Raw genomic sequence first — 23330 nt, 5'->3', positions numbered from 1 at the left:
CGGGTACCAGGTCACCAACGTGGAGGCGTCGATGGCGTCGCCGTCCTCGCTGCTGCACTGGACCCGCCGCATGATCGAGATCCGCAAGCAGAACCATGCCTTCGGCCTAGGCTCCTACCGGGAGCTGCCGTCCTCCAACCCGGCGGTCCTGGCCTTCCTGCGCGAGTACAAGGACGACCTCGTGCTGTGCGTGAACAACTTCTCCCGGTTCGCGCAGCCCACCGAACTCGACCTGCGCGTCTACGACGGACGCCACCCCGTCGAACTGATCGGCGGGGTGCGCTTCCCGGCCATCGGTGAGCTGCCGTACCTGCTGACCCTCGCCGGGTACGGCTTCTACTGGTTCCGGCTCACCCGGGTGGCCTCCCGCATCGGCCGACGGCCTTGACCATGTGCCGAGGAAAGGACGGGTCGTCATGACGAAGACCGTTTCCCTGCGCCCGAGAACCGTCGGCGCCGCCGGGCCCATGGCCTCACTGGCCGGGCTGCTGCGCGAGTGGCTGCCGCGGCAGCGCTGGTTCGCGGGCAAGGACCGGCCCGTCACGGACCTCGGCCTGCTGTCCATGACCGAACTGTTCACGGGCTGCCTGCACCTGCTGGTGCACACCGGCCACACCGGCCACACCGGCCACACCGGTATGTCCGGCCTCGCGGGCGTGCCGGCCGGCGACTGCTACCAGCTGCTGCTCGGCGTACGGCAGCACCTCGCCCCGCGCCTCGGCCGCGCCCTGATCGGGAGGGCCGAGCAGGGCCCGCTGGCCGGGCTGGCGGTGTACGACGCCCTCCAGGACCCCCGGTCGGCGCAACTGCTCCTGGAGCGGCTGCGCCACCCCGGCACCGCGGGACCGCTCCGCTTCGAGGCCGACCCGTCCGCCGAGGTGCCCGCCGGGCTGGTCCCGCGGGTCCTGGACGCCGAGCAGTCCAACTCCTCGCTGGTGTACGGCGACGAGTTCATCCTCAAGGTCTTCCGGCGCATCCAGCCCGGCGTCAACCCCGACCTGGAGGTGCCGGGCGCGCTGGCCGCACAGGGGTGCGGGCGGGTTCCTGCGCCGGTGGCGTGGCTGCGCACGACGCACCCGCAGGAGGCGACGCTGGGCGTGCTCCAGCCGTTCCTGCGGGACGCGTCGGACGGCTGGACGCTGGCCCTCGAAGCGCTCGCGTCCGGCGGCGACTTCACGGCCGAGGCCCACCAGCTGGGGCAGGCCACCGCCGAGGTGCACCTCGCGCTCGCCTCCGCGTTCCCCTCGGGGCCGCACGAGGAGAACGCGCGCACGGCAGCGGCGATGGCCGAGCGGCTGGACGCCGCCGCGCACTGCGTGCCGGCGCTGCGCCCCTACGTGCCCGGCCTGCGGACCGCCTTCGGCGCGCTGGTCGCCTGCGATCCCGGGCCGCCCGCCCAGCGCATCCACGGCGACCTGCACCTGGGGCAGGTGCTGCGGGCCGGCCGGGACTGGTTCGTCATCGACTTCGAGGGCGAGCCGTCCCGTCCGCTCGACGAACGGCGCGGCACCCGGTCCCCGGTGCGCGACATCGCCGGGATGCTGCGCTCCTTCGACTACGCGGCCCGCCAGCGCCGCCCCTGGCGCCCCGAGTGGGCGCGCCGCTGCCGCGAGGCCTACTGCGCGGGCTACGCCTCCCGTTCCGGGTGGGACCCGCGCAAGAAGCACGGCCTGCTGCGGGCCTACGAGACGGACCGTGCCGTCTACGAGGTCCTGTACGAGGCCCGGCACCGACCCGACTGGCTACCCGTACCGATGGCGGCGATCGAGCGTCTCGCCGTGAGAGGAGGCTGACACCATGGCCCTGCGCGACACCTCGCCGCCGGAGGCGGCCGGACCCGTCCCCCGCCGGGCGGCCCCGCCGCTGGACCCGGCCGACCGCGAGCGTCTGCTCTCCGGCCGGCACCACGACCCGCACGCGCTGCTCGGCGCCCGTCCCGTCCCGGGCGGGATCGCCTTCCGGGCCCTGCGCCCCTACGCCCGGGCCGTGAGCGTCGTCGTCGACGGGCGGCGCCACCGGCTGGCGTCGGAGGGCGACGGCCTGTTCTCCGGTGTGCTGCCGCTCGACGCGGTCCCCGCGTACACGCTCGTGGTGACCTACGCGGAGGGGGAGCACGAGACGGAGGACCCGTACCGTTTCCTGCCCGCCCTCGGCGAGTTCGACCTGCACCTCATCCGCGAGGGCCGGCACGAGCAGCTGTGGAAGGCGCTGGGCGCGGAGCCGATGACCCACCAGGGGGTGAGCGGCACCCGGTTCACCGTGTGGGCGCCGAACGCCCAGGGCGTGCGCGTCGCCGGAGACTTCACGTTCTGGGACGGGACGGCGCTGCCGATGCGGTCGCTGGGCGCGTCCGGGGTGTGGGAGCTGTTCCTGCCGGGCATCGGGGAGGGCGCGCGCTACAAGTTCGAGATCACCTCCCGCTACGGCGGCCGGTTCCTCAAGGCCGACCCGATGGCGCGCCGGACCGAGGAGCCGCCCGCGACGGCGTCGGTGGTGACGGCCGCGCACCACGAGTGGGGCGACGCGGAGTGGATGGCCCGGCGCGGCGAAACGCCGGTGCACGAGGCGCCGTTCTCCGTCTACGAGGTCCACCTGCCGTCCTGGCGGCTTGGGCTGACGTACCGTCAGCTTGCCGAGCAACTGCCGGGCTACGTCAAGGACCTCGGCTTCACCCACGTCGAGCTGATGCCGGTGGCCGAGCACCCCTTCGGGCCGTCCTGGGGGTACCAGGTCACCTCCTACTACGCGCCGACCGCGCGGCTGGGCACCCCGGACGACTTCCGGTACCTGGTCGACGCGCTGCACCGGGCGGGCATCGGCGTGATCATGGACTGGGTGCCGGCCCACTTCCCCAAGGACGACTGGGCGCTGGCCCGCTTCGACGGCGACCCGCTGTACGAGCCCGGCGACGACCGGCGCGCCGAGCACCCGGACTGGGGGACGTACGAGTTCGACTTCGGGCGCACCGAGGTGCGCAACTTCCTGGTCGCCAACGCCGTGTACTGGTGCGAGGAGTTCCACATCGACGGCCTGCGGGTGGACGCGGTCGCCTCCATGCTCTACCTCGACTACTCGCGCGACTCCGGCCAGTGGGCCCCGAACGTGCACGGCGGCCGGGAGGACCTGGACGCGGTGGCGTTCCTGCAGGAGATGAACGCCACCGTGTACCGGCGGGCGCCCGGCGTGGTGACCATCGCCGAAGAGTCCACCGCGTGGGACGGGGTGACCCGCCCCACCGACAGTGGCGGGCTGGGCTTCGGGCTGAAGTGGAACATGGGCTGGATGCACGACTCGCTCGGCTACATCCAGCACGAGCCGGTGCACCGCAAGTACCACCACAACGAGATGACGTTCTCGATGGTGTACGCCTACAGCGAGAACTACGTGCTGCCCATCTCCCACGACGAGGTGGTCCACGGCAAGCAGGCCCTGGTGTCGAAGATGCCCGGCGACTGGTGGCAGCGGCGCGCGAACCACCGCGCCTACCTCGGCTTCATGTGGGCCCACCCGGGCAAGCAGCTGCTGTTCATGGGGCAGGAGTTCGCGCAGGGCGGCGAGTGGTCCGAGACGCACGGCCCGGACTGGTGGCTGCTCGACCCGGGCTACGGCGCCGAGGCCGACCACCGGGGCGTGCGCGACCTGGTCCGCGACCTCAACACCGTCTACCGGCACACGCCCGCGCTGTGGCAGCGGGACAGCGATCCGGCGGGTTTCCGGTGGGTGGCGTGCGACGCCGCGGAGGACAACGTCTTCGCGTTCCTGAGGTTCGACGCCGAGGGCGGCCCGCTGCTCGCGGTCTCCAACTTCTCCCCCGTCGTCCGGCACGACTACCGCCTCGGCGTCGGCGACGACGTACCCGCCTGGTACGAGATCCTCAACACCGACGCCGCCGGGTACGGCGGCAGCGACGTCACCAACCCCGATCCCGCCAAGCCCGAGGCGGGCCGCATCCGGCTCGCCCTGCCGCCCCTCGCCACGATCTGGCTGTCACCCCTCCCGGCGTGAGGCCCGGCGTCGGACCCCGGTGTAGGACCCCGGCGTCGGACCCCGCCGTGTGGCCCGGCGTCGGCCCCGGTGTGAGCCCCCGGCCAGGTGTCCGACCGCTCTTCGAGGGCATTCGGAGTCGTACGTCATCCAGGGCCAGAGAAGGGCGAGATCACGTGCGCACCGTCGGAGTGGAGGAGGAACTCCTCCTCGTCGACCCGGAGACGGGTGAACCAAGGGCGCTGTCCGCGGCGGTGCTCGCCCGCGCCGCGCGGGACGACGCCGAGGGGGAGGTCTTCGAGAAGGAACTGCACAACCAGATGCTCGAGTTCGCCACGCGTCCGCAGGCACGGATGGCGGACCTCGGGGCGGAGATCGTGCGCTGCCGCGGTGAGGCCGCCCGGCACGCCATGGAGACCGGCTGCGCCGTCGCGGCCCTCGCCACCTCCCCGCTGCCGGTGAGCCCGAAGGTCGGGGTGGGCCGGCGCTACCGATGGATGGCCGAGCAGTACGGCATCGCCACCCAGGAGCAGCTCGTGCTGGGCTGCCATGTGCACGTGTCGGTGGAGTCGGACGACGAGGCCGTCGCGGTCGTCGACCGGATCCGGCCGTGGCTGTCGGTGCTGGCGGCGCTGAGCGCCAACTCCCCGTTCTGGCAGGGCAAGGACACCAGTTACAGCAGCTACCGCAGCCGGGTGTGGCAGCGGTGGCCGTCCGCGGGCCCCACCGAGGTGTTCGGTTCCGCCGAGCGCTACCACCGCACGGTCGCCGACATGGTCGCCACGGGCGTCATCCTCGACGACGGGATGATCTACTTCGACGCGCGCCTGTCCTCGCGGTACCCGACGGTCGAGATCCGGGTCGCGGACGTATGCCTGCACGCCGGCACCGCCCTGCTGGTCGCCACCCTGACCCGCGGCCTGGTCGAGACGGCCGCGCGGGAGTGGCGGGAGGGCCGGCCGGCGCTGGAGCACAGCGTGAGCCTGCTGCGGCTGGCCGCCTGGCGGGCGGCCCGCTCCGGCCTGGAGGACGAACTGCTGCACCCGGTGACCATGCGGCGGATGCCGGCCGACGCGGTGGTGCACGCACTGCTCGACCATGTCGGCGAGGCTCTCCGGGACACCGGTGACCTGGACCGCGCCCACGCCACCGTCTCCGGCCTGCTGGAGCACGGCAACGGCGCCCGCGTCCAGCGGCAGTCGCTGGAGCGGACGGGAAGTCTGCGGGACGTCGTCGCCGAGTGCGTGCGCCTCACCCAGGGTGAGCCGGGCGGCCCCCGCCGCACCGGTCACAGCAGCAGTACGAGGGCGTAGGCCAGGAAGAACGCCGCGCACAGGACGACCACGCCGAGGATCAGCACCAGGGGCCCCTTGGCCCAGCCCTTCGTCGGGTTGTGCGTCTCGCGGGGTCCGGCCCCGGGCAGGCTGGACTCCGCGGGCGGGGTCTCCCCCGGCGGGACGCCGCCGCCCGGCTCCAGACCGGTGGTGCGCTCGGGCTCGGGATCAGGGTTGATATGACTCATGCGCCCCGGGTCCCCACAACGGACCGGGATCATCAACCCCCGAGTTGTGTGTTCCGGACACCGATCGCTGCCGCCTCGGCTACATTCGAGCACCGCCGATGACAGTTCTCGTCGGCGGTGTCACAGTTCGTACACGTCAGGAGCAGCGCATGCGCGACTTCGCCCTCGCTCCCCCCACCGTCTCGCCCCTGACCGGCGGGCTCGCCGACAGCGTCTTCGACACGGCGGCCCACGACCCCGCACTGCCGCTGCTCGCCCGCCGCCCCACCCCCGCCTCGCCCGCCTGGGAAGAGGTGACCGCCGTGCAGGTGCGCGACGAGGTGGTGGAGCTCGCCAAGGGCCTGATCGCCTCCGGCATCTCGCCCGGCCACCGCGTGGCGATCATGGCCCGCACCCGTTACGAGTGGACGGTGCTCAGCTACGCCCTGTGGTCCGTGGGCGCCGAGATCGTGCCGATCTACCCGACCTCCTCGCGCGAGCAGGTGGCGTGGATCCTGCGCGACTCCGGCTGCGTCGCGGTCGTCGTGGAGGACGAGCAGGCCGTGATGACGGTCGGCTCGGTGTGCGGCACGCTGCCGCAACTGCGGCACGTGTGGCAGCTGGACGCGGGCGCGCTGGAGGACCTGGTGACGCGCGGCGCGTTCATCCCGACGACCACGGTCGACTCGCTGCGCCGTATCGTGCTGCCGGACTCCACCGCCGTCATCTCCTACACCTCCGGCACCACCGGCCACCCCATGGGGTGCGCGCTCTCCCACCGCAGCCTGGCGGCCCCCTGCGACACGCTGCTGAAGGGCTGGCGGCACACCGTCGCCCCGCCGGGCGAGCAGCCGACCGTGCTCGCCTTCCTGCCCTTCTCCCATGTCTACGGGCTGCTGGTGCAGAGCCTGTGCGTGCGCGGGGGCATGCTGATGGGCCACGAGCCCGACATGAGGGAGGCGGCGCTGGCGGCGAGCCTGCGCTCGTTCCGGCCGACGTACCTGTGCGCGGTGCCGTCGATCTTCGAGAAGATCTACAAGAACTTCCTGCGCGCGTCCCAGGAGGCGGGCCGCGGCACGCTGTTCGAACGGGCCGCGGAGACCGCGCGGGACTTCGCCGCGGCCCAGGAGCGGCAGCGGCTCGGCGAGGGGCCCGGGCCCGGGTTCGACCTGCGGCTGCAGCACGCCCTGTACGAGCGGACGGTGTACCGCAAGCTGCGGGCCGCGCTCGGCGGCCGGGTGTGCCGGGCGACGTCCGGCGGCTCACCCCTGAGCCGTGAACTGTCCTTCTTCTACGAGGGAATCGGCATCTACGTCAACGACGGCTACGGGCTGACGGAGACCAGCGGCGGCATCACCGCGCAGCCGGTGGGCCGGGAGAAGACCGGGACGGTCGGACAGGCCCTGCCCGGCACCGACGTCATCGTCGCCGACGACGGGGAGATCCTGGTGCGCGGGCCGTCGGTGTTCCAGGGCTACGTCAACGACGAGGCCGCGACCCGGGCGGCGCTGCGCGGCGGCTGGCTGGCCACCGGCGACCTGGGGCGGCTGGACTCCGAGGGCTATCTGACGATCACCGGCCGGAAGAAGGACATCGTCATCACCAGCAGCGGCAAGAGCGTCGCGCCGGCCGCCCTGGAGCAGCGGCTGCGGATGCACCCGCTGATCCATCAGGCGGTCGTGGTGGGCGACAACCGGCCCTGTGTGGGGGCCCTGATCACGCTGGACCCGGACTTCCTGGCGTTCTGGCGCGGCTCCCTGGCCCTGCAGCGCGACACGCCGAGCCGCGAGGCCCGCGAGGAGAACACGCTGCGCGAGGAGATCGCCCGAGCCGTCGCCGCCGCCAACAGCACGGTGTCGCGCTCGGAGTCGATCAGGGTCTTCCGGGTGCTGGCCGAACCGTTCGACCAGTCCAACGGGTTGCTGACGCCGTCCATGAAGCTGCGCAGGGACGCCATCGTGCGGCACTACGCGCTGGAGATCGACGCGATGTACCAGGCGCGTTCGCGGTCCCCGAGGCACAACGGGCCGGACGAGCTGTCGAGGTGGGACGAATCGGACAACGTCTTCCGCTGACGGCGCGGTCCTCTCCGGCCGGCGGCCCGCCGGTCCCTCGACCGTGAGGACGGTCCCGCGTGCCGGTATGAGTAGGCCCCGGCCGCCCGGGAACTTAGGACACGGTAGGGACATGTGAGCCATCACGACACCGCCGTCGACACCGGGCGGAAGGGACCATGACAGCCGAGCCGCGTAGGGACGGAACCCTGACTTCCGAGGACATTCCGCATTGCACCGTCCGTTTTCCGGGTGAGCCGCGAAACGTGACGGACGCCCGCCTGGAGGCGGAACGGTTTCTCGACGATCTCGCGCGGGTGACGCCACCGGCCGCGCCCGAGCACTGGGACGACATACTGCTGGTCGTCTCGGAACTCGCGGCGAACGCCGTGCAGTACGCACCCGGGCCGTTCGAACTGCACCTGCGCAGGACGTTCGACGGCGTGCACGTGGTGGTGCGCGACACCAACACCACGCCCCCGGCACCACGTCCCTTCGACCCGAGCGGGGGCGGCGGCGGGATCGGCTGGCACCTCATCCACGCCCTGTGCGACCAGGTCAGCGTGATCACGAACGGTGGCGGGAAGGACATCCACCTCTTCCTGCCCTGGTGATCGGGCGGCAGCGCGGGTTCACCGCGACGGCCCGGGCACGGCACGCAGCGGCACCAGCACGCTGATGGTCTTGCCGCCCCCGTCGCGCGTCTCGATGACGATGTCCCGGGCGAGGCGGATGATCAGCGGCCAGCCGTACCCGCTGCCGTGGTGGCCGGCCGGCAGGGCGCCGGAGCCGTAGGCGACGCCGGGCACCACGTCGCTGTTGTCGTGCACGGTGAGCCGTACCCCCTCGGGGACGGCCACGACGCGGAAACCGGCCAGCCCGTCACCGTGCCGGATGGCGTTGGTGACGAGCTCCGACACCACGAGGAGGAGGTCGATGACGTCCTCCTCGCGTGCCGTGCGCGCCGCCGACTCCCACTGCTCCCGCACCACCGACCGCGCGTACGCCCGCGCCGCCGCCGCGCTCGTCACCTGGCGGCCTGCCGGTGTTCCGTCGGGGGTGCGGTCGTCGGGCCGGGCCGGCCGGTCGGCCTGCCTCACGGCTCCGTCACTGCCCCGGGCGTCCGCGGCGGCAGACTCTCGTAATAGCGGCCCACCGTCGTCAGGTAGGCCGGGTCCATGGTCTCGCTGTCGGTGCGGAACCGGGGCGCGGCCTTCACCTCCGCCCGGCTGCAGGCCACGGTGACCTTTCGGTGCTCGGTGTCGATGCCGGTGACGGCGCCGGCCGGGACGACCGCGCTCCGTCCGAAGACCCAGACGCCCGTGTCGACGACCAGGTGCCGCATGCCCGCGTGCTCGGCCTCCCGGTCCACGTGTCCGATCGTGCCGTCCTCGGCGTCGACGGTGTAGCCGGTGAGGTCCTGCCCCGGCGCGGGCGCGCCCCCCGGCACGTACGACCAGATGCTGCGGTTGGTCACGCCGCTCCTTCCTTCCCCGTCGGATGGCGAGCCCCGGACGCCGGGAACGAACCGGTGGCGTCCGTGGAGGCTCCACAGCAGCGGTTACCCGGCTTGTCGCCTCGCATTCGGCGCCGTGCGGCCCTCAGCCGGTTCCGGGGCGGCCCTGTCCGCCGATGTCCTGCGCGTCCTGCGCGGGGGCCACGAGGTGGTCGAAGGTCCCGGTCATGTCGAGGACCCGGTCCAGCAGGACGGGGCGCTTCTCCAGCAGCAGGCGGACCCCCTTCTCGTCCGTGCGGCGCCGGATCAGCAGCAGGGCGGCGAGCCCGGAGGAGTCGATGTGGCGCAGACCCGTGAAGTCCAGGCGCAGCAGGGCCGGCCGGGGCGGCGACGCCTCCGGCGGGGTGAGCAGCACGGTGACGGCGTCCACCAGTTCGGCATGGGTGTCGTAGTCGAGTTCGCCGTCGACGCGCACGACGGCCGCATCGGGCCCGTGCTCGACGGTGAGCTCGAAGGACGGCTGCTGCGAGATGGTCATACGGGTTGTCCTGGTCCCGGGGTGTTCGATGCTCGGAGGTGGTCGGCGAGGGCTTCCCGCCCCGACCCTAGCGTGCGGCGGGCGCGCGGGAAGTCCCGCAGTTGTCGGCTCAGCAGTTCGAGGGCGGGGTCGAGCGAGCGGGCCGGTACGTCGCGGGCGGTGAGGATGTCGGCCGTCCAGGTCAGGAAGCGGCCGAACGCGTCCGGGTCGTCGACGTAGAGCGCCACGGCCAGGTGGTCGAGGATGTGGGCGATGTCCTCGGCGGTGCGCTGCCGCTGCCGCTCGGTGTAGCCGCGCAGCGGCGGGAAGCGGTCCTCGAGCCGCGCGAGAGTCTCCTTCACGAGCCGCTGCCGGCCGTCGACCACCATGGTGTACTCCTGGTCGGCCAGGTGGGGCAGGCAGTCCACCGGCTGGTCGACGGTGGCGTCGCGGATCCGGGTCAGGCCCCGCTCCAGGACCGCGGCGCCCGCGCGGGCGTCGGGCGCCCAGGCGTCGGCGCCCAGGGCACGGGCGTAGCGCCCTTCGGGTCCGAAGGCGGTGCCGCCCGCGATCACCGGGACCCCGGCCGCCTGGCAGGCCGTGACGGCGGCGTGGGCGGTGGGCAGGTTGCTGAAGAAGGTGGACGACAGCGCGACGGCCCGGGGGCCCGTCTGGTGCAGATGGGCGACCAGGTGCGGGGTGGGCACGTGCGCGCCGAGGAAGTCGACCCGCCAGCCGCGCAGGCGCAGCACCTCCGCCAGCAGCCGGGCGGGCAGCGCGTGCCACTCCCCGTCCACGCAGGCGACGGTGACGCGGGGACCGCCGGGTTCGGCGGCGCGGTGGTCGGGGTGGTGGGCGAGGGCGGCGATGACGCGCTCGTGGATGGCGGTGGCGGCGTGTTCCCTGGCCACGGTGAGCCGGTTCGCCGCCCATTCGGCGCCCACCCGGGCCTGGACGACCGCGATCACGTCGAGCAGCGCGGTCTCGGCGTCCATCCCGGAAGCGACGGCGTCGAGGACGGCGGCGGAGGCCCGGTACTCGTCTCCGGCGCGGACGGCCTCCCAGAGGCGTTCCTGGACGTCCTCGAGCCGGTGGTGACCGCGCGGGACGTCGTGGTGAAGGGTCATGCGGTGTACCTGCCCCGGGTACGGCCGTGTACCGCGCTGAGGTGGGCGTGGTGCGGCGCGGTCACGGCCACCAGGGCCATGTCGTCGTACCGCCCGTGCCCGACCCACTGCTCGGCGAGCATCCGTACGTGCGAGACCGCCGCCTCGGCGGGCATGCCGGCGCAGTGGGCCAGGGCCTCCTCGATGCGCTCGGTGCCGAACATCTCCTCGCCCAGCGGGCCGCCGCGCGCCTCGGTGACGCCGTCGGTGAACAGCAGGCACGTCTCGCCGGGGGACAGTTCCACGTGGGCGGTGACGGAGGTGATGTCCGGGAAGACGCCCACCAGCGTTCCCCGGGTGTCGACCTTCTCCACGACGCCGTCGTCCCGCACGATCAGCGGGGGCGGGTGCCCGGCGCTGGTGACGCGCAGGTGCACGTTCCGGCCGCGGCGGGCGACGGAGACCAGCAGCAGGGTGGCGAACCGGGTGTGGTGGGAGTTGATCAGGGCGCCGTTGAGCAGGTCGAGCAGCCGCTGGTGATCGCCGGCCAGCGGCAGCAGGGCCTGCACCGTGTTGCGGATCTTGCCGGTCAGCACGGCCGCCTCCAGGCCCTTGCCGCACACGTCGCCCAGGACGACCAGCGTCTCTTCTTCGGCGTCCGCTCCCGGATGGACGTCGTAGAAGTCGCCGCCGACGTGTTCGCTCTCCAGGGACGGCCGGTAGGAGCCCGCGAACTCCACGCCGTGCACCTCGCGCAGCGGCGGCGGCAGCAGCTCCCGCATCAGGGTGGAGGTGATGGCGGCCTGCTCCGCGTACATGCGGGCGGCCGACATCGCCGCTCCGGCGCGGGCCGCGAAGAGCCGGGCGAAGACCTCCTCGCTCTCGGAGAAGGCCCGGTCCGCGCGGGAGCGCAGCAGCACCAGCGCGCCGGCCGGGACGCCATGGCCGGGCAGCGGGGTGACGACCGCCGAGCCGACGTCCCCGGGAAAGCCCTCCGGGACGAGCCAGTCGGGGATGGCGGCCGGGTCGATCCAGCGGGACGGCACCGGCGGGAAGCCGCGCAGCGCCTCGCCGAGGCCCGGGACCTCGGCGGGCCGTGCCTCGACCAGCCGGTGGACCGCGCGGTCGCCGGAGCGGCAGTGCGTGACGGGGAACCTGCGTCCCCGGGCCGGGGCGACGACGACGGCCGCCTCCGCGAGGTGTTCGGCGGCCAGGGAGGCGGTGACCTCCATGCAGCGTTCCAGGTTCAGCGAGGCGAGCAGCGCGCTGGAGGCGCCGGCCAGGAAGGCGGTGCGTCTGCGCTCGCTGTCGAGCGCGGCCTCGGCCTGCCGGCGGTCGGTGTCCTCCAGCAGCCACCAGGTCACGTTGCCGTCCGCGGCGCGGCTGCCGTGGGCCTCGAACGTACGGTCGCCGAGGCTGCCGTGCTCGGCCTGCGGCCGGGCCGTTCCGCCGACGGCGGGGGGCAGCGCGATCCGTTCGTGGGCGTCGGCGATCCACGCCGGGACCACGTCTCTGAGGGGTGCGCCGCGCGCCGCGCCCGGCAGCAGGGCGGCGGCCGCGGGGTTCAGACCGATCACGTCGCCCCGGGGGCCGGCGACCAGCACGGGGCACGGTGCGGCACCCCAGGCGGCGTCGGGAGCGAGGCCGGGGCCGCTCGGGTCGGTGGGGGCATACCGGGGTGTGTCCAAAGCAAGGCACGCTTCCGCGCGCCCACCGCCTTCCGGAAGGGGAAACTGTTTCCTCCTGGCAACTCTCTCGCGCGAGGCACCGCGAGGGCAAGGGGACCGATGGTGAGCTACCGCATGCCGGACCCCTCGCGGGCGGCGGGCGGGCGATCGTGCGCGGGGTGTGCATGGGGTGCCGGTTCGGGGGTAAACGCGGAGGCGCGGTGCGCATGGCGCGTCGCAGGTGAGGGGCATGACGCGGTCACCCGGACCCGGTCGCGGAACGCCGCCCGAGCCGGCGTGCATCGCATCGGCCCCTGTGGGTAACCAGCCCTGGCCGTCATATTCGTTGGAGGTACACGTGTCCATCGCCCAGAATCCCTTGTCCGTCGATGTCAGCCTGCCCCGGACGGACGTCGCCCTGCTCGCGGTCAAGGGTTACTTGGACATCGACACCGCGACGGAGTTCCAGCACCATCTGGCCAATCAGCTGCACCACGGCCGGCGTCATTTCCTGCTCGATCTCTCCGACGTGCCGTTCATGGACTCGTCGGGCATGAACATCATCCTGCGCGTCTACCAGGAGGCCCGTGAGCTGCCCGGAAGCGTGCACATCATCTCGCCGACGCCCGCCGTGCGGCGCATCCTGGACCTGACCGGAGTGAGCATCACGGTGCCGGTGTCGGAGAGCGTCGAGGAGGCGCTCGACCGCATCGACCGGCACGACGGGACGCCCGGGGAGGAAGGCCTCTGACAGGGATCGCGAAGGGTCCGGGCGGGACGCGCGGAGCCCGGAGTCCGGGCGGGACGTGCGAGAGGGACGTGCGAGGTACGAGGACGCGCCGGCAGGAGACGACCGTCCGCGCCCGCCGCCGCGGGCCCGGCGGCGCTTGCGCGGCGGGCCGGGCGCGTCCGGCCGCGGCCGGACGTCAGGCCGTGCGGGCGGCCGGCTCGCCGTCGCCGTGTATCTGGGCCGCCGCGGCCGCGCAGAAGGCCTCCAGCCCCTGCTCCAGCGCCGAACGCTGGGCGGCCGACATCTGCTCCAGCACGGAGAGCACGGCGTCCTCACGCCGGGCCCGCAGGTCGGTCAGGAACGCCCGCCCCCGGCGGCTGAGGTACAGCCGCAGCTCCCGCCGGCTGGTGACGGAAGCCCTGCGCTCCATGAAGCCCACGGCCTGCAGCCGGTCGCACAGCCGGCTGGTCGACGGGGGCGTGGAGCCCAGCGCGTCGGCGAGCGTGCGCAGGTTGATGCCTTCATTGTGTTCGAGGATGAACAGGACACGCAGCTGCGAGGCGGAGACCGGCGCCGTCGAGGCACGACCCCACAGGACCTCGAGCAGCTCCGCGGCCTTCGAGGTCACACCCGCCTCCTGGGTCCGAGGGCGCTGGTACGAGGACGTCACCCCGCCACTCTCGCAGGCTTCGCGATCCCTGTCAGCTCACCGCCTCGCCCGGCCCGGCGGGGCGGGCGTGGACCACAACGGACAGCAGCGGCCGCCGCGGCCCCTCCGGCGCGGCGCCCCGGACGGAATGGTGTGACCGACGACGTGAACAGATTCGTGGCCGCCGAGCGGGCCCTGCGCCGCGCGGCTCCGCATCAGCTGCCGGACGCCGTCCACGAGGTGCTGCGCGGTCAGTACGGCGCGGACGCCGTGGAGTTCCTGATGGCCGACTACGGGCTGACCGTGCTCCAGCCGGTGACTCCGGGGGAGGGCCGGCCGGAGCCGCTGCCGGTGCACAGCAGTCCCGCCGGGCGCGCCTTCGGGTCGCAGGAGCCGTTCGCCGAGGAGCGCGGCGACGGCCGGGTGCGCCTCCACCTTCCGGTCAGTGTGCGCGGCGACCGCCTGGGTGTGCTGTCGGTCACCCTGGGCCGCGCGGCCCGGGAACGGGCCGACGTCGCGGAACTGGCCGAGGTGGCGCAGGTCCTCGGCCATGAGGTGGTGGTGGCCGAGCGCGACACCGACATGTACCAGCGGGCCCGCCGGACCGACCGGCTCACGCTCGCCGCGGAGATGCAGTGGCAGCTGCTGCCCGCCCGGTCCTGCTCGCAGCCGGAGTACGCCCTCGGCGCCCAGCTGGAGCCCGCCTACGCGATCTTCGGCGACAACTTCGACTGGTCCGCCACCGCCGACCGCCTGCTGCTGTACATCACCAACGGCATGGGCCAGGGGATCGGGGCCTCGCTGCTGACCAACCTCGGCATCAACGCGCTGCGCAACGCGCGGCGCGCCGGCATCCCCATCGCCGACCAGGCCGCCCTGGCCGACCAGGCGATCTACGCCCAGTACCGGGGCGACGCCTACCTGTCCGTGCTGCTGCTGGACCTCGAACTGTCCACCGGCCGGATGCAGGTGGTGGACGCCGGGTCGCCGCGGATGCTGCGGCTGCGCGACCGGACCGTCGCCGCCGTCGACTTCGAGGCGCAGCTGCCGCTGGGCATGTTCGAGGAGACCGACTACGCGCCCCAGGAGTTCCAGCTGCGGCCGGGCGACCGGCTCGTCTTCGTCAGCGACGGGGTGCACGCGGTGGCCGCTCCGGGCGGCGAACGCTACGGCGAGCACGCGCTGAGCCGGGCGGTCACGGCGACCCGCCTGCTGCCGGCGGCCGACGTCCCGGCCGCGGTCATCCGGGAGCTCAGCGGCCACCGCGGCTCCCCCGAGCCGGAGGACGACGCGCTGGTGGCCTGCCTGGACTGGTTCGGAGCGCGGCCGACGGCCTGACCGCCGAGCGGAAATGTCCCGTTCATCCGCTCCTGACCGGTGCTTTTCCCGGCGTCGGCGGGCATCGTGGAGGCCGACGCCTTCGTCTGCCCGCTCGTGCCCGGCTGGCGGAACTGCCCGATGCGCGATGGGATCGATGGGGTGCTCGCACAGATCCAGGGCAGGCGAAGGGCGTTGGAAAGAGACCGCCTGGAGCCGCAGAAAGGGATGAACACCGTGACACGACCCAGGATCCTGGTGGTCGGCGCAGGTTTCGCCGGTGTGGAGTGCGTACGCCGCCTGGAACGGAAACTCGCGCCCGGCGAGGCCGACGTCACTCTGGTGACACCGGTCGCCTACCAGCTCTATCTGCCGCTGCTGCCCCAGGTCGCCTCCGGCGTGCTGACCCCCCAGTCGATCGCCGTGTCGCTGCGCCGCAGCAGGAGGTACCGCACCCGGATCATCCCGGGCGGGGCCATCGGCGTGGACCTCAAGGCCAAGGTCTGCGTCATCCGCACCATCACCGACCAGACCGTCGACGAGCCGTACGACTACATCGTGCTGGCGCCCGGCAGCGTCACCCGCACCTTCGACATCCCCGGGCTCACCGAGCACGCCTTCGGCATGAAGACCCTCGCGGAGGCGGCCTACATCCGCGACCACGTCATCTCCCAGCTCGACCTGGCCGACGCCAGCCGGGACCCGGCCGAGCGCGCGTCGCGGCTGCAGTTCGTGGTCGTCGGCGCCGGGTACGCCGGCACCGAGACCGCCGCCTGCCTGCAGCGCCTCACCCACGCCGCGGCCAAGCGCTACCCCCGCATCGACCCGGCGCTGATCAAGTGGCATCTGATCGACATCGCCCCGAAGCTGATGCCGGAGCTGGGCGAGAAGCTGGGCCGCAGCGCGCAGGAGATCCTGCGCCGGCGCGGTGTCGAGGTCTCGCTGGGCGTCTCCATCGCCAAGGCGGGCCCGGAGGAGGTCACCTTCACCGACGGCCGGGTGGTGCCCACCCGCACGCTGATCTGGACCGCCGGCGTGGTGGCCAGCCCGCTCATCGCCACGCTCGGCGCGGAGACGGTGCGCGGCCGGCTCGCGGTCACCTCGCGGATGTGCCTGCCCGGCCACGACGGCGTCTTCGCCCTGGGCGACGCCGCCGCGGTGCCCGACGAGGTCAAGGGCCACCCGGAGGCCATCTGCCCGCCCACCGCGCAGCACGCCACCCGCCAGGGCAAGCGGGTCGCCGACAATGTCATCGCGACGCTGCGGGGCCGGCCGATGAAGCCGTACGCCCACCAGGACCTCGGTCTCGTCGTCGACCTCGGCGGCCACGACGCCGTCGCCAAGCCGCTCGGCGTCGAGCTGCACGGACTGCCCGCCCAGTTCGCCGCCCGCGGCTACCACTGGTGGGCGATGCGCACCAACGTCGCCAAGGTGCGGGTGGCGACGAACTGGACCCTGAACGCGGTCGCCGGCGACGACTTCGTGCGCACCGGCTTCCAGGCCCGCAAGCCCGCCAAGCTGAAGGACTTCGAGTACACCGACTCCTACATGACGCCGGAGCAGGTGCGCGCGCACGTGGAGGCCGCCGAGCACAGGGGGCCGTGAGCGCTCCGGCCCCGGCATGCCATGCTGGGATCCGGATCTTGACGTGAAGCGGGAGTGAGTACGGCGGCGTGAGGGAAGCGGGAGGGTCGGTCCGGGCACGGCTGCGGGATCTCGTCGCGGCCTGGGACCCGGGACTGCTGCGCCTGACCGCGGGCCTGCGCACGGTGGGCGCCATCGCGCTCACCGTGGCCGTGCTCGCCCTGCTGCGGGCCGACGTGCCGCATCTGGTGGCGGGCGCCATCACGGCGATGGTCTTCACCTTCGCCATCCGGGAGAAGCAGCGCGCCCGGCAGGCGGTCACGCTCGCCCTCGGGCTGCCGGTGGCGCTGGCCTCCCTGACGCTGGCGGCGCTGCTGCACGCCCGGGTGGTCGCCGGCGACATCGTCTTCGTCGTGCTCATCTTCTGCGCCGTCTACGGCCGCCGGTACGGCGACCGGGGCACCACGCTGGGCCTGATCGGCTTCCAGATGTACTTCCTGTCGCTCTTCGTCGGCGCCACCCCGCACGTCCTGCCCCAGCTGTACGGGGTGGTCGCGGTCGCCGTCGCGAGCAGCGCCCTGGTGCGTTTCGTCCTCGTGCCGGAGACGCCGGCGGCCGTCCTGGACCGGCTGCGGGACGCCTTCCGGGCCCGGCTGGCCCAGTTGGTGTCGGCTCAGCTGGACCTGCTGGACGCCGGGAGCGACGAGATCGACAAGGCGCTGGCGGACGTCCGGGAGGGCACCGCGCGCCTGCACGAGACGGCCCTGATGATCCAGGGCCGGCTCGAGGAGGGCACCGCCGGCGAGTCCGTGGCGCGGCTGGTGCAGCGCCGGGTGGCGGACGCCGAGATCGCCGCCGAGCGTCTCGGCCTGCTGCTGCTGACCGCGCGCAGCACCGAGCGGGCGGACACGCTCACCCTGCACCTGCCCGGCGCGCCCGCGCCACCGGGCGGCCCGCTGCCCGTACGGGACGAGGCCACCGCCGCGCTGCGCCGGGACCTGGGGGCGTTGCGGCTGCTGGTGCTGCGGCCCGCCGCGGCCGGCGGCGCCGGGGTGGCGCACGTGCGCAACCGGCTGCTGGGCTACCGGGACGGGGAGCACCTGCCCAATGCTCCGGCCGCCGTCCAGGACGTCTTCCGCGGCGTCGGCGAGGCGGCTCGCGCGGTGCTGGGGCTGCGGGTCGCGCTCGACGGGCCGCAGGACGAGTCGGACGACAGCCCCTCGACGGCCCGCTCCCGGGAGGAGCTGGACGCGGAGAACGCGGCGATCGACGCGGCCGAGGAGCCGTCCGGCCGGGAGCCGGAGGGGCTGCGCCGGCCGACCACCCGGGCCGCCGTGCAGGTCGCGGTGGGGTCGTCGCTGGCGATCGTCGGCGGGGAGTTCCTCTCCAGCCAGCGCTGGTACTGGGCGGTGCTGACCTGCTGGATCGTGTTCATCAACACCGCCTCCACGGGCGAGATCCTGGTCAAGGGCTACCGGCGGCTGGTGGGCACGGTGCTCGGCGTGGTGGCCGGTCTGCTGCTGGCGGGGCTGGTGGGCCACCACACCTGGACGGCGTTCGCGCTGGTGCTGGTGTGCGTCTTCGCGATGTTCTACACGGCGCCGCTGTCGTACACGCTGATGTCGTTCTTCGTCACGGCGGCCCTCGGGCTGCTGTACACGCTGCTGCACACCTACAGCCTGTCGGTGCTGGTGCTGCGGGTGGAGGAGACGGCGCTCGGCGCGGCCTGCGGGATCATCGCGGCGGCCTTCGTGCTGCCGGTGCACACCGACCGCCGTACCAACGAGGTTCTGGTCACGGTTCTGGAGCGGCTCGAGGAGGTCACCGGGTCGGCGGTGGACCAGCTCAGCGGCGGGCCGCCGGCCGACCTGCTCGACCAGGCGCGCGAGCTGGACCGGGCGCTGGCCGATCTGCGGGCGGCGACGCAGCCGCTCACCCACCGCGTGACGCCGATGCGGGGCCGGCGCGACACCGCCCGCTATGTGGTCGCGCTCCTGGAGACCTGCGCGTACCACGCGCGTTCGCTGGCCGCGACGGCCGAGCTGCTGCCCACCCATCCCTCGATCGCGGCGGATCCCCGGCTGCGCCGGGCGGGGCAGCGCATCCTGGCCAACATCGCGACGATCTCCGCGCACGTCACGGACGAGCGGGCTGAGGGCCGGGTCACGACGGGGCCGACCATCGCCGCCCTGCTGGAGCCGGACGTGCCCGGCACCCCGCGCTACGGCCGCGTCACCGACCGGGTGCTCCGGCATCTGCAGCGGCTCGACGAGGCGGTCGTGGGCCTGGCCCGGCCGTTGAAGGTGCCGGTGGCGGCGCCGAGGCGCTGACCACCCGGAATCGCAGGCGGTGACCGGCTACCGGATCGCAGGCGCTGACCGGCTCCGGCGGCAGCGGGCGGTGACCGGCCTCAGAAGTCGGTGGGCAGCCCGCTCGCCTCCGCGATGCCGCGCAGTTCCTCGTTCTCCTGGTGCCGCTGCCGGATGTAGTCGGCGATCTCGCCGAGGCGGACCGGATCGGACGCGGTGTCCGCGTCGGTGACCACCCTGATCGGGCCGGTCTCCGCCATGTCGATCTCGACGACCTCGTTGTCGAGGCGGCCGGTGACGGCGGTGGCGATGACCAGGGCGGCCTCGTCGCGGACCTCCTGCGACACTCCCTCGGTGCGCTCCGCGTCGAGCGCGAAGTCGAGCGTGGGGAGGCGTTCCTCCTCGATCGCACGCAGAACGGGTTCCACGAGGCTGAGCACGGCCCGGTAGTCCTCGGTGTCCATCCGGGTCCGCAGGAGACCCAGGTAGACGTCGACGGGCCGGCCTTCGGGCGACAGCTCGGATTCGTTCATCTGATGCGGGTTCCCTTCTCGCGGCCGCTCAGACGCGGCGCCAGCGGGCCATGGCGAAGGAGAACACCCCGAACAGGACGAGACCGCCCGCCACGCAGGCGAGCAGCCACGGTCCGAGCGGGGTGTGGGCGAAGGAGCGCAGGGTGTCGTCCAGCCCCTTGGTCTTGTCGGGCCGGTAGTCGACCGCGGCGCGCACCGCGAAGGCGCCGGCCGTGGCGAACACCAGGCCGCGGGCCGCACCGCCCGCGACGCCGGTCACGTCGGTCAGGCGCCGGGCCCAGGGGGCCATCGCGGCGAGCTTGAGCTGCTTGCGGTACTTGCGGCGCAGGGCCTGGGCGCCGATCCACACGCCCCCTATGGCGACGCCCGCTCCGACGGCGCCGACGATCCACTGTCCGGCCGGCAGGTCGAGGACCCTCGCGGTGACGTCGCGGGACTGCCGGTCGCTGGATCCTCCGCCCGAGTCGCCGTGCGGGCTCGCCGCGAAGTTCAGCACGGACCAGGCGACGAAGGCGTAGAAGACGCACCGGACGGCGGCCAGCAGCCGCTTGCGGGCCTTGCGTCCGTCCGGCCCGACCGAGCCGAACGCCGCCTCCGACAGCCGCCACAGCGCCATGCCGGCCAGTCCGACGCCCAGCGCCCATAGCAGGACGGCGCCGAAGGGCTGCCGCGCGAGTTCGGCGAGCGCGCCGCCGCGGTCGGCCTGCCGGTGGTCGTCCTCGCCGAAGGCGATCTGCAGCGCGATCAGTCCGACCAGGAAATAGATGACGCCCCGCGCGGTGAGTCCGGCACGGGCGGCGCTCTCCGTGAGCGAACCGCGAGCCGCTCGTTCGGCTTCGTACCGGCCTGTGCGGGCCATGACAGTCGGGTTCATGTGGACCTCCCGGGATGCGGATGCCCCGGCTGCGCCCGGGCACGCCCGTCCGGGGCGGTCAGGACCGCCGGATGCGCCTGCCCCGGTGCGCGCGGCCGAGGGCGTGCAGGTGTTCGAGGGCGTCCAGGACGACGGTGCGGTCGTGCCAGGCGAGCCAGCGGCCGGCCTCGGCGCCCATCATGTCCAGGGCCTTGAGCTGTGTCTCGGTCAGTCCCTCGATGGGACGCTCGAAGTGGGCGGAGACCATGCCCAGACAGAGGCCGGACTCGGTGGTCAGCGGCGTGCTGTGGCAGGCCCGGCTGCCGGCCACGAGGATGGCCTCGCGGGCCGGCTCGGTGAACACCGGGTCCGTCTCCACGTTCCGGACGGTGACCTGGGTGACGTTCCGGGCGGCCTCGGCGCAGGCCGTGCCGTCGTCTCCGACGTGCCCGAAGAAGTCGACGAAGTCCGCGCTGAGGCCGGTGTGCTTCTCGATGCGCAGGCCGCCCCTGGCCCGGTCGGCCAGCTGCACGTTGCCCATGTCGGTGCCGGCCACGGCGAGCGCCTGGCTGAGCACGGCGCTCAGCACGGCGCCGCGGTTCTCGGCTCCGGTGCGGCGCGCCTCCGGGAAGCGCAGCACCGGTTCCGGCGAGCGGGAGCGCCGCGGGAACCAGAAGTCCGCGCCGGGGTCGGGGCGGGGTACCGCCAGCAGGGTGTCCGCCAGCGTGCGCAGCCTGATGTTGAAACGCTGGGAGGCGCGCTGCATGAGGGCGAACGCACTCTCCCCGTCGGGCAGGGCATAGCGCTCCTGCAGGATTCCCTGGGCCTGGGAGATCATCGGCCGGACGCGGAGCCTGGCGCGCACGTCGCGCAGTTCGGCCCGCAGCCGCTCCAGTTCCTCGTACCCCGCGGTGTGGCGCGCCGCCTCACGCCCCGTCTCCGTCACGCGGTCGCCTCGTCTCCGGTCAGTCGTCCGTCCCTGCCCGCGTACCGAGACCGCGTGGCGACCGCGACAGCACTGTCCGGATCATTCAGGAGCACGGGGCCGGTGTCCACCCGCGCCCCGGGGAAACGCACAACGATCATTCGGCCAACGGTACCGCGCTCGGCCGGGGCCGGGTCTCGGCCGCCAGCAGGCGCCGGGCGGCCTCCAGGGCGTGTCTCACGTCCCGGGTGCCGGTGGAGACGCAGAGGGTGTAGGCGAGGTCCTGGGCCCGCCGGTCCGGCCGGCCGGCGCCGGTCCGGCTCTCCTCGGCCAGCAGGGCCTCGTACTCGTCGACGAGCTTGCGCAGGACGGTGGGGTGGGGAACGAGCATCGTCGGGTTTCCTCTTTCACCAGTGGACGGGGAGGGGAAGCGGCGGTCTCCTGGGTCGTGGCCGGTCCGCCGGGGTGCCGGGGTGCGGTTCATGCCGCGGACCGCGGTCCGGCGCTCCGCCCGCGCGCCCGCCGTTGTCCCAGGACCTCTTCGCGCACCTGGGCGCAGCTGCGGCTGATGAGACGGGAGACGTGCATCTGGGAGATGCCGAGCTGGTCGGCGATGCGACTTTGTGTCATGTCCTCGAAGAAGCGCATGTAGAGGATGGTGCGCTCACGCTCGGGCAGGCGGCGCAGGCCTTCCTTGGCGGACTCGCGGTCGACCACGACGTCGTAGGAGGCGTCGGGGCCGCCGAGGGTGTCGGCGAGGCTGTAGCCGTCCTCGTCGGCCGACAGTTCGGCGTCCAGCGACAGGGTGCTGAAGCTCTCCAGGGCCTCAAGACCGGCGGCCACCTCGTCCTCGGTGAGGCCGGTGTGCGCGGCGATGTCGGCGGTGGAGGGCTCGGGGCTGCCCGGCGTCTGGGTCAGCTCGCGGCGGGCCACGCGCACCTTGTTGCGCAGTTCCTGCACCCGGCGGGGCACGCGCAAGGCCCACATCCGGTCACGGAAGTGGCGCTTGACCTCGCCGGTGATGGTGGGGACGGCGTAGCTCTCGAACGCGCCGCGCCCGGGGTCGAAGCGGTCGATGGCCTTCACCAGACCGAGCGCGGCGACCTGGCGCAGGTCCTCGACCGATTCGCCGCGGTCGCGGAACCGGCTCGCGATGCGGTGTGCCATGGGCAGCCAGGCCGTGACGAGCCGGTCACGGATCGCCTCGCGCTCGGGCCCGTCGTCCAGGGCCGCGAGGTGGGCGAACAGCTCGGCGGTGTCGGGTGCGTCGTCGTGACGCCGCACAGAGGAGGCTTTCGAACGAACGTTCGTGCCGGGACGGTTGGTGTCGGTCAGCATGCGGAATCGCTCCTGAACGGTCTTTTCAGGGAACCGCGGGAACACGCCGCCGCCCGGACGCGCAAGGCACCGGACAGCCGCACGGGCTCCCGCCGGCGCGCCTCCGGTCCGAAGCACGAACCTCCGTCTGCCCTGCGTTCGCGGTGACAAACTCCGCGACGCCGCGAAGTTCACAAAAGCGGAACCAGCGCGGTGATGCACTTGCCTCCCGACGGCAGCCCGGACACGCGCACATCGCGGGCCAGTCGGCAGACGATGGGCCAGCCGCGGCCGCCGAGCCGCTGGCGTCCCTGGGGGTCGACGGGCTCCGCCACGGCGGGCAGCGCGTCGCTGCGGTCGCTGACCGACACACGTACGTCGGGGCCGACCACGTCGACCCGGAAGTCCGTGATGCCGCCGCCGTGCAGGATGGCGTTGGTCGTCAGCTCGGAGACGACCAGCAGGGCGTCGGACAGGGCGTCCGCGTCGCACGGCCGGTGGAGGGCGCGGCACCGTTCGGCGACCGCCCGCCGCACGGCCCGGCGCGCTTCGTCCGGTCGGCCGGCTCGCCGCTTCCCGCCGCGGCCGACGCCCGAAAGGCCGGGGACGGTGTCACTCCTGCTCTCGTCGCACATCGTCTGACTCCTGGGGGGTGAGGATGCTGGCACTCTTCTCGGTCGGAAAGGGGAGGCCGGGTCCGGGGGGGGGGGGGGGGGGGGGGGGGGGGGGGGGGGGGGGGGGGGGGGGGGGGAAAAAACCGAAACACAGAAAAAGAGGTGTAGTAAAGGGTACCCCAACATGCCGCGCTCAGACAAATCACTCCCACCA

Annotated in this window: 23 protein-coding genes; 10 read left to right on the top strand and 13 right to left on the bottom strand. The window is 73.3% G+C overall.

What is annotated here, in order from left to right:
- The 4 genes from ACZ5GT_RS39405 to ACZ5GT_RS39390 form a co-directional block, all read left to right on the top strand.
- A partial coding sequence (locus ACZ5GT_RS39405; RefSeq protein WP_469036366.1) for an alpha-glucosidase C-terminal domain-containing protein occupies nt 1-388 on the top strand: 388 nt, incomplete at its 5' end.
- 28 nt (nt 389-416) lie between these two features.
- Nucleotides 417-1793: a maltokinase N-terminal cap-like domain-containing protein gene (locus tag ACZ5GT_RS39400; protein WP_469036364.1), complete on the top strand. Its 1377-nt coding sequence runs from the start codon at nt 417-419 to the stop codon at nt 1791-1793.
- Between the two features lie 4 nt (nt 1794-1797).
- Entirely contained in the window at nt 1798-4005 is a 2208-nt protein-coding gene (gene glgB, locus ACZ5GT_RS39395) for a 1,4-alpha-glucan branching enzyme (protein ID WP_469036363.1), read from the top strand.
- A gap of 155 nt (nt 4006-4160) precedes the next feature.
- Nucleotides 4161-5297 (top strand): glutamate--cysteine ligase 2, encoded by a 1137-nt coding sequence (locus tag ACZ5GT_RS39390; protein WP_469036361.1) that lies wholly within the window; start codon nt 4161-4163, stop codon nt 5295-5297.
- Here ACZ5GT_RS39390 and ACZ5GT_RS39385 read toward each other — a convergent pair.
- A complete protein-coding gene (locus ACZ5GT_RS39385) occupies nt 5273-5506 on the bottom strand; it encodes a DUF6480 family protein (protein WP_469036360.1) in 234 nt (77 codons plus the stop codon). The genes ACZ5GT_RS39390 and ACZ5GT_RS39385 overlap by 25 nt on opposite strands.
- A gap of 149 nt (nt 5507-5655) precedes the next feature.
- Between ACZ5GT_RS39385 and ACZ5GT_RS39380 the strand changes: the two genes are divergently transcribed.
- Both ACZ5GT_RS39380 and ACZ5GT_RS39375 read left to right on the top strand, forming a co-directional pair.
- Nucleotides 5656-7560 carry an AMP-dependent synthetase/ligase gene (locus ACZ5GT_RS39380; protein WP_469036357.1) on the top strand — a complete coding sequence of 635 codons (1905 nt, stop codon included), beginning with the start codon at nt 5656-5658 and terminating at the stop codon, nt 7558-7560.
- A 158-nt stretch (nt 7561-7718) separates the two neighbouring features.
- Nucleotides 7719-8153, top strand: a complete 435-nt coding sequence (locus ACZ5GT_RS39375) for an ATP-binding protein (RefSeq protein WP_360748280.1) — start codon at nt 7719-7721, stop codon at nt 8151-8153.
- Nucleotides 8154-8171: 18 nt separating this feature from the next.
- Here ACZ5GT_RS39375 and ACZ5GT_RS39370 read toward each other — a convergent pair whose 3' ends face one another.
- From ACZ5GT_RS39370 to ACZ5GT_RS39350, 5 genes are all read right to left on the bottom strand, one after another.
- Nucleotides 8172-8639 carry an ATP-binding protein gene (locus ACZ5GT_RS39370; protein WP_469036355.1) on the bottom strand — a complete coding sequence of 156 codons (468 nt, stop codon included), beginning with the start codon at nt 8637-8639 and terminating at the stop codon, nt 8172-8174.
- Entirely contained in the window at nt 8636-9016 is a 381-nt protein-coding gene (locus ACZ5GT_RS39365) for a PRC-barrel domain containing protein (protein ID WP_469036353.1), read from the bottom strand. The genes ACZ5GT_RS39370 and ACZ5GT_RS39365 overlap by 4 nt, the downstream gene beginning before the upstream one ends.
- A 124-nt stretch (nt 9017-9140) precedes the next feature.
- Nucleotides 9141-9533, bottom strand: coding sequence for an STAS domain-containing protein (locus ACZ5GT_RS39360; protein ID WP_469036350.1), 393 nt, complete (start codon nt 9531-9533; stop codon nt 9141-9143).
- Nucleotides 9530-10639 (bottom strand): cobalamin B12-binding domain-containing protein, encoded by a 1110-nt coding sequence (locus tag ACZ5GT_RS39355; protein WP_469036348.1) that lies wholly within the window; start codon nt 10637-10639, stop codon nt 9530-9532. Before ACZ5GT_RS39355 ends, ACZ5GT_RS39360 begins: the two co-directional genes overlap by 4 nt.
- Nucleotides 10636-12306 carry a PP2C family protein-serine/threonine phosphatase gene (locus ACZ5GT_RS39350; protein WP_469036346.1) on the bottom strand — a complete coding sequence of 557 codons (1671 nt, stop codon included), beginning with the start codon at nt 12304-12306 and terminating at the stop codon, nt 10636-10638. Before ACZ5GT_RS39350 ends, ACZ5GT_RS39355 begins: the two co-directional genes overlap by 4 nt.
- Before the next feature lie 337 nt (nt 12307-12643).
- Between ACZ5GT_RS39350 and ACZ5GT_RS39345 the strand changes: the two genes are divergently transcribed.
- Complete coding sequence (locus tag ACZ5GT_RS39345) at nt 12644-13036, top strand: STAS domain-containing protein (protein ID WP_469036344.1); 393 nt, start codon at nt 12644-12646, stop codon at nt 13034-13036.
- 175 nt (nt 13037-13211) lie between these two features.
- Here the strand turns inward: ACZ5GT_RS39345 and ACZ5GT_RS39340 are convergent, their stop codons facing one another.
- Nucleotides 13212-13643: a MarR family transcriptional regulator gene (locus ACZ5GT_RS39340; RefSeq protein WP_469036343.1), complete on the bottom strand. Its 432-nt coding sequence runs from the start codon at nt 13641-13643 to the stop codon at nt 13212-13214.
- A 186-nt stretch (nt 13644-13829) separates the two neighbouring features.
- On the opposite strand from ACZ5GT_RS39340, the gene ACZ5GT_RS39335 reads away from it, so the two are divergent.
- The 3 genes from ACZ5GT_RS39335 to ACZ5GT_RS39325 all read left to right on the top strand — a co-directional run bounded on the left by ACZ5GT_RS39335 (nt 13830) and on the right by ACZ5GT_RS39325 (nt 18895).
- Nucleotides 13830-15002 (top strand): PP2C family protein-serine/threonine phosphatase, encoded by a 1173-nt coding sequence (locus tag ACZ5GT_RS39335; RefSeq protein ID WP_469036367.1) that lies wholly within the window; start codon nt 13830-13832, stop codon nt 15000-15002.
- A 207-nt stretch (nt 15003-15209) separates the two neighbouring features.
- Entirely contained in the window at nt 15210-16586 is a 1377-nt protein-coding gene (locus ACZ5GT_RS39330; protein ID WP_469036342.1) for an NAD(P)/FAD-dependent oxidoreductase, read from the top strand.
- A gap of 68 nt (nt 16587-16654) precedes the next feature.
- A complete protein-coding gene (locus tag ACZ5GT_RS39325) occupies nt 16655-18895 on the top strand; it encodes an FUSC family protein (RefSeq protein ID WP_469036339.1) in 2241 nt (746 codons plus the stop codon).
- Nucleotides 18896-18975: 80 nt separating this feature from the next.
- Here the strand turns inward: ACZ5GT_RS39325 and ACZ5GT_RS39320 are convergent, their stop codons facing one another.
- The 6 genes from ACZ5GT_RS39320 to ACZ5GT_RS39295 form a co-directional block, all read right to left on the bottom strand.
- Nucleotides 18976-19407 (bottom strand): hypothetical protein, encoded by a 432-nt coding sequence (locus ACZ5GT_RS39320; protein WP_469036337.1) that lies wholly within the window; start codon nt 19405-19407, stop codon nt 18976-18978.
- A 28-nt stretch (nt 19408-19435) separates the two neighbouring features.
- Entirely contained in the window at nt 19436-20281 is an 846-nt protein-coding gene (locus ACZ5GT_RS39315) for a DUF1206 domain-containing protein (protein ID WP_469036335.1), read from the bottom strand.
- 58 nt (nt 20282-20339) lie between these two features.
- Nucleotides 20340-21206, bottom strand: coding sequence for an ANTAR domain-containing protein (locus ACZ5GT_RS39310; RefSeq protein ID WP_469036334.1), 867 nt, complete (start codon nt 21204-21206; stop codon nt 20340-20342).
- A gap of 136 nt (nt 21207-21342) precedes the next feature.
- Complete coding sequence (locus tag ACZ5GT_RS39305) at nt 21343-21576, bottom strand: DUF5133 domain-containing protein (RefSeq protein WP_469036332.1); 234 nt, start codon at nt 21574-21576, stop codon at nt 21343-21345.
- Between the two features lie 89 nt (nt 21577-21665).
- Nucleotides 21666-22523: a SigB/SigF/SigG family RNA polymerase sigma factor gene (locus ACZ5GT_RS39300; RefSeq protein WP_469036329.1), complete on the bottom strand. Its 858-nt coding sequence runs from the start codon at nt 22521-22523 to the stop codon at nt 21666-21668.
- 170 nt (nt 22524-22693) lie between these two features.
- The gene (locus ACZ5GT_RS39295) at nt 22694-23137 is read right to left on the bottom strand and encodes an ATP-binding protein (protein WP_469036326.1); all 444 of its coding nucleotides are present in this window, start codon (nt 23135-23137) and stop codon (nt 22694-22696) included.
- Between the last annotated feature and the right edge of the window lie 193 nt (nt 23138-23330).

The organism is Streptomyces sp. NPDC031340 (genome assembly GCF_055569945.1).
This window is presented reverse-complemented; position numbering and strand designations above follow the sequence as displayed.

Bases quoted from the DNA above. Each gene is read 5' to 3' on its own strand.
- ACZ5GT_RS39400 (WP_469036364.1), top strand. From the start codon at position 417: ATGACGAAGACCGTTTCCCTGCGCCCGAGAACCGTCGGCGCCGCCGGG.
- glgB (WP_469036363.1), top strand. From the start codon at position 1,798: ATGGCCCTGCGCGACACCTCGCCGCCGGAGGCGGCCGGACCCGTCCCC.
- ACZ5GT_RS39385 (WP_469036360.1), bottom strand. From the start codon at position 5,506: ATGAGTCATATCAACCCTGATCCCGAGCCCGAGCGCACCACCGGTCTG.
- ACZ5GT_RS39380 (WP_469036357.1), top strand. From the start codon at position 5,656: ATGCGCGACTTCGCCCTCGCTCCCCCCACCGTCTCGCCCCTGACCGGC.
- ACZ5GT_RS39375 (WP_360748280.1), top strand. From the start codon at position 7,719: ATGACAGCCGAGCCGCGTAGGGACGGAACCCTGACTTCCGAGGACATT.
- ACZ5GT_RS39360 (WP_469036350.1), bottom strand. From the start codon at position 9,533: ATGACCATCTCGCAGCAGCCGTCCTTCGAGCTCACCGTCGAGCACGGG.
- ACZ5GT_RS39355 (WP_469036348.1), bottom strand. From the start codon at position 10,639: ATGACCCTTCACCACGACGTCCCGCGCGGTCACCACCGGCTCGAGGAC.
- ACZ5GT_RS39330 (WP_469036342.1), top strand. From the start codon at position 15,210: ATGAACACCGTGACACGACCCAGGATCCTGGTGGTCGGCGCAGGTTTC.
- ACZ5GT_RS39320 (WP_469036337.1), bottom strand. From the start codon at position 19,407: ATGAACGAATCCGAGCTGTCGCCCGAAGGCCGGCCCGTCGACGTCTAC.
- ACZ5GT_RS39315 (WP_469036335.1), bottom strand. From the start codon at position 20,281: ATGAACCCGACTGTCATGGCCCGCACAGGCCGGTACGAAGCCGAACGA.
- ACZ5GT_RS39305 (WP_469036332.1), bottom strand. From the start codon at position 21,576: ATGCTCGTTCCCCACCCCACCGTCCTGCGCAAGCTCGTCGACGAGTAC.
- ACZ5GT_RS39300 (WP_469036329.1), bottom strand. From the start codon at position 22,523: ATGCTGACCGACACCAACCGTCCCGGCACGAACGTTCGTTCGAAAGCC.
- ACZ5GT_RS39295 (WP_469036326.1), bottom strand. From the start codon at position 23,137: ATGTGCGACGAGAGCAGGAGTGACACCGTCCCCGGCCTTTCGGGCGTC.